Annotated in this window: 4 protein-coding genes; 2 read left to right on the plus strand and 2 right to left on the minus strand. The window is 68.3% G+C overall.

Going from position 1 to position 5,433, the window contains the following annotated elements; translation table 11 throughout:
- Both WA944_RS05500 and WA944_RS05505 read right to left on the minus strand, forming a co-directional pair.
- Nucleotides 1-1,175, minus strand: a 1,175-nt coding sequence (locus tag WA944_RS05500) for a WS/DGAT/MGAT family O-acyltransferase (protein ID WP_526646506.1), incomplete at its 3' end; no start/stop codon positions are given.
- A gap of 24 nt (nucleotides 1,176-1,199) precedes the next feature.
- Nucleotides 1,200-2,423, minus strand: coding sequence for an alpha/beta hydrolase (locus WA944_RS05505; protein ID WP_526646508.1), 1,224 nt, complete (start codon nucleotides 2,421-2,423; stop codon nucleotides 1,200-1,202).
- A gap of 168 nt (nucleotides 2,424-2,591) precedes the next feature.
- On the opposite strand from WA944_RS05505, the gene WA944_RS05510 reads away from it, so the two are divergent.
- Nucleotides 2,592-4,769, plus strand: a complete 2,178-nt coding sequence (locus WA944_RS05510) for an acyl-CoA dehydrogenase family protein (protein ID WP_526646510.1) — start codon at nucleotides 2,592-2,594, stop codon at nucleotides 4,767-4,769.
- A gap of 32 nt (nucleotides 4,770-4,801) precedes the next feature.
- Nucleotides 4,802-5,433 (plus strand): alpha/beta hydrolase (locus WA944_RS05515; RefSeq protein WP_526646512.1); only part of this gene is annotated, 632 nt, incomplete at its 3' end.

A 5,433-nucleotide genomic window follows, 5' to 3' on the forward strand; every position in this document is an offset into this window, starting at 1 on the left:
GCCCGCTCCCGCGGCCCCGGCACATTGGAGATCGGCAGGTTCATCACCTTGTTCTGGCCGTCCTTGTTCGCCAGCCACCGGAACATCGCCTCGGCAGGGGCCGGCGGGAAGTACGACGACCACCGGCTCACCAGCTCCGGGCCGATCAGGTTGTTGCTCTCCTTGCCGGCGGTCGCGCCGTCATGGGCGGCGCGCACCCGCTCCAGGGGGTCCTCCATCTCCACGGGCAGCCTGACCAGCACGCCGGTGAAGTAATTGCCGGAGATGCGGTCCCGGGAGAAGTCGAAGCTCACCGGCACCGACGCCAGCAGAGGATGGTCGGCGGTTCCGTCGTAGCGCAGCAACAGCTTTCGCAGCGCGCCCGCGGAGATCGCCAGAATCATATCGTTGATCGTGACGCCCAGGTGCTTGCCGGTCTGCTTGACGTCATCCAGCGACAGTGTGGCGGTCGCGTACCGGCGTGTCGCGTCGACCATGTGGTTCATGAACGACGGCGGCGGCGTGAAGGGGCGGGTCAGTTCCGGCGACAGCTTGTGGGAACTCTTGCGTACCCGGCTCACCCCCGCAGCCGTGTAGCGCACCACGGACGGGAACTTGGCGATCTGCCGCAGGTGGTCGGTGAACGCGGTGCGCACCAGCTCACCCTTGGACGGCGCGGGATCGGTGGCATAGGAGTCGCGCTCCGGCACTGGTCCGTCCTGCAGATCCATCCCGCGGGCCAGCAGGTTCGCCGAGGCGACACCGTCGGCGAGGGCGTGGTGGATCTTGCCGAGCACCGCGATGCGGCCTTCCGCCAGACCCTCGATCAGGTACATCTCCCACAGCGGACGGCTGCGGTCCAGCGGGGTGCTGGCGATCCGGCCCACCGCTTCATCGAGTTGCCGACGGCCACCTGGCGCGTCGACGCGGTAGGAGCGGACGTGGTACTCGAGGTCGACCTCGGCGTTCTCGCGCCACATCGGGTGGTGGAACTTGAACGGGATGTCGATCAGTTCGTAGCGGAACGGGTCGAGCTTGTAGAGCCTGCTGTGGATGACCTTGCGCAGCTCCTCGACACCGAACTTCGCGCCGCCGAGATCGTCGAGCTGGATCACGGCCAGCTTCAACGTGTGCATGTGCACCATGGGCGTCTCGCTGTACAACAACACAGCGTCCCACCCGCTAAGCCTCTTCACGAAAACAACCTCCTACCCGGAGGCCTATATAACCTCTTTGGCTCCGATGAGGCTTCTGTTTCGGTGAATATGGTTGAGGAACAAGCCGATTGCCGTCGATGCCGCACCTGTGCGGGCTCCGTCCATCATGTCGAAACCGTGGCCGGCGCCCGGCAGCTCGACATAACTGACGACCGAACGGGACACCGCCTTGAGCCGATCGACGAAGCTGCGTGCCTGGGCGACCGGGATCACGCTGTCGCCGGTGCCGTGCACAACCAGGAACGGCGGTGCCTCGGCATGCACGCGCGCGATCGGCGACGCCTTGCGGAACACGTCGGGATGCTTGGACATCTTGCGCCTGACGACGACCCGCTCGAGGAAGTCGACGAACCGCACCCGCTCGACGGTCGACTTGTCCTCCCAGTCGTAGCGCCCGTAGATACCGATGACCGCGTCCACCGACGTGTCCGAACCCTCGGGCAGTTCGCCCTGCAGTTCCGGGTCGTTGGCCGTCAGGCCCGCCAGTGCGGCGAGGTGACCGCCCGCCGAGGTGCCGGCGATCGTGACGAAGTTGCGGTCGCCGCCGAACTTGTCGACGTTGGCCCGGGCCCAGGCGATGGCTGCCTTGACGTCCATGATGTGAGCCGGCCAGGGGTTGTGCGGTGCGACGCGGTAGTCGATGGACAGACATACCCAGCCCTTCTCGGCCAGGTGCGACATCAACGCGTAGCCCTGCAGGAAGCGGCTGCCGTGCACCCACGCGCCACCGGGCACGAACAGCAGCACCGGCGCGGGCTGATCGGGCAGATCGTCGCGGCGCCACACATCGAGCAACTGCGTGGGTCGCGGGCCGTACCGCACCGACGTCCGGTGCACGTGACGACGGTGTTCGCGCATCTTCCAGAACGGCGGGGTGCGCTCCGGCTGCGGCCATTCGATGTCGAGGTCTTTGGTCGAGACCAGTCCGCGCAACGCCGCTTCGCTCACGGCGTTGGTGCTCTCCCGTTCCTGGCGCTTGAGTTCGGCGTCCGAGGGCTTGAACAGCGATCGTGCGGTGGCACCGAGGAAGTCCGGTGCGTGGCGGGAACCCCAGATGGCGGCGGCGGTCAGCACACCCACCGGCTCGAGGTGCTTGCCGATGACCGGCAGCGATGCCGACGCGACGCTCATGGCAAGGAGATGATCGGAAGGACCGGCCTTCAGCAACCATTGCAAGCGCGTGGTGAGCGTGGGCCCAGGGTACCGGATATCCGGTCGTTCCGTCATTTCGCGAGCGTACCCCCATGCACAAAAGCCAAACGACACCTTGAGCGAAGTTGTCTACTCACGTTGCCGTCGTGACCGATCTGTGATCTCACTCACAGATGCTGCCACAGCCGTCAGGCACGATAGCTTCGTTGACAACCGTCAAATCCACCGAAGAGGGCTTCCACAGTGAGCAAGAGCGCGACCGCATCGAGGCTGGCCATCACCGACGATCACCAGGACCTCGCCGAGGCCGCGAACGGCCAGCTCACCCGGTTGGCGACGCTGGCCACCGCCCGTGCCTCGCTCGAGGGCGGGTCCAGGCATCCCTCCGACATCTGGACGGCCGCCGCCGAGCTCGGGTGGACGGGGCTGGCGATCGGCGAAGAGGTCGGCGGGTCGGGCTTCGGATTGGCCGAACTGGCCGTGGTGCTGGAATGCCAGGGCCGCCAGCTGTGTCCCGGACCGTTCCTGCCCAGCGTGGCGGCCTCGGTGGTGATCGACCGGTGCGCGCCGGAATCCGTGCGCGCCGAGTTCCTTCCCGGCCTGGCCGGCGGTGAGACGGTTGCGGCGCTCGGCGTGTCGGGGTCGGTCACGGTGGGTTCCGATCTGGTGGTCACCGGAGAGTGCCCCGCGGTGCTCGGCGCGCCGGACGCCGACGTCCTGGTGCTCGTCGCCGGTGACGACGTCGTGGTCGTGCCCGCCGGTGCCGACGGGGTCACGGTCGGCAGCCTCGACGCGCTGGACACCACCCGCAGTGTCGGCTCCGTCGCGCTGCACGAGGTCACGGTCCCCACCGAGCGCGTGCTGCGCGGCGCCGCCCGCAACGCCACGACGGTCTTCCGGATCCTGGCCTCGGCCGAGGCGGTCGGAGTGAGCTGGGCTGCGCTGGACATGGCAGTCGACTACGCGAAGGTCCGCGAACAGTTCGGCCGCACCATCGGCACCTTCCAGGCGGTCAAACACCACGCCGCCAACATGCTCGTCGCCGCGGAGGTGGCCACGGCGGCCACCTGGGACGCGGCCCGCGCCGACGAGCTGGACAGCGCCTGGTTCGCCGGGGCGGTCGCCGCCGCACATGCGATTCATGCACAGGTGTTCAACGCGCAGGTCAACATCCAGCTCCACGGCGGTATCGGTTACACCTGGGAACACGACGCCCACCTGTATCTGCGCAGGGCCCGCATGCTGGCGGCGCTGATGGCCGACGGTGCCGACCCGCTCCTCGACGTCGTCGAGGGACAGCGCACCGGCCAGGCTCACGGCGCGTCGTTCACCCTGCCCCCCGAAGCCGACGACCACCGCAGCGCCGCACGCGAGGTGGCCGCACGGATCGCCGCACTGCCAGGGGATCAACAACGTGACGCCCTCGTCGAGTCCGGCTATCTGGTGCCGCACTGGCCCAAGCCGTGGGGCCGCGGCGCCGACGTCCTCGAACAACTCGTCATCGAAGAAGAGTTCGCCGACATCGACCGCCCGGACATGGGGATCACCGGCTGGGTGGCGCTGACGATCGCCCAGGCCGGCACCGAAGACCAGCGGGAACGCTGGGTGGAGCCGGTGCTGCGAGGCCAGGTGATGTGGTGCCAGCTGTTCTCCGAGCCCGGCGCGGGCTCGGATGCCGCGGCGGTGCGCACCGCCGCCAAGAAGGTGGACGGCGGCTGGCGGATCACCGGGCAGAAGGTGTGGACGAGCCTGGCGCACATGTGCCAATGGGGTCTGGCCACGGTGCGCACCGACTTCGACGCCTCCAAGCACGCCGGGGTGACGATGATGGCCATTGACATGAAATCCGAAGGGGTGACGGTCAACCCGCTGCGAGGCATCACCGGCGACGCACACTTCAACGAGGTCTTCTTCGATGACGTGTTCGTGCCGGACTCCGACGTGGTGGGCGACGTGAACAAGGGCTGGCTGGTGGCGCGGGCGACGCTGGGCAACGAGCGGGTCTCCATCGGCGGCGGATCGGGCGCGATCGGCGGCACCACCCCCGACCACCTGGTCAAGCTTCTCGACAGCTCGCCTGCGACGGCCACGATGTACGGCAGGCAGGCAGGTGAGGTGATCGCCGAGATCCACGCGCTGCGCCTGCTCAACCTGCGCCGCGCCAGCCGGGCCATTGCAGGTGCCGAGCCGGGTCCGGAGGGCAACGTGACGAAGCTGCTGGTCGCCGAGTCGGGTCAACGCCTCACCGAGCTGGCCTTCGAACTGGCAGGCACGGCCGCGGTGGTCGAGCAGACACCGCAGCTGACCCGCAGCTATCTGGGCAACCGCGCGATGACCATCGCCGGCGGCACCTCGGAGATCACCCGCAACACCATCGCCGAGCGGATCCTCGGCCTGCCCCGCGATCCGTTGCTGCGGTGAGAGGCGATGCGCATACTGTTCGGGTGCCCAGCATGAAGACGGTTCCGGACTTCCACCCCGAGTTGCGACGCAGCGCCAAACTGCTGCCCAAACAGATGATCACGCCGCTCACCCTGCCGCTGTTCCGCGCGGCGAGCCGGCTGATGTGGCGTAATGCACCCGAGGATGTCGAGGTGCTCACCCTCCCGTCGGGCGTCGGAGTCCGGTTGTACCGTCCCGAGGGCGTCTCAGGGCGCAGCCCGGCGCTGCTGTGGATCCACGGCGGCGGGTACGTGATCGGCGACGCCGCCCAGGACGACGTGCTGTGCCGCAGGTTTGCCCGCGAGCTCGGCGCCACCGTCGCCTCGGTGGACTACCGGTTGGCGCCCGAACACCCGTACCCGGCGCCCGTCGAGGACTGCTATTCGGCGCTGACATGGCTGGCCGCGCTGCCCTCGGTCGACCCGGCGAGGGTGGCGATCGGCGGGGCCAGCGCCGGTGGCGGGCTGGCTGCCGCGCTGGCGCTGCTCACCCGCGACCGCGGCCGGATCGACTTGGCGGCACAGCTTCTGGTCTATCCGATGATCGACGACCGCACCGTGTCACGCACCGACCTGGACAATCCAGGGCACCGGCTGTGGAATCAGTCGAGCAACCGTTTCGGTTGGCGCGCCTACCTCGGCGA

Origin of the sequence: Mycobacterium sp. (assembly GCF_049683355.1) — a bacterium.
Taxonomy (GTDB): Bacteria; Actinomycetota; Actinomycetes; order Mycobacteriales; family Mycobacteriaceae; genus Mycobacterium.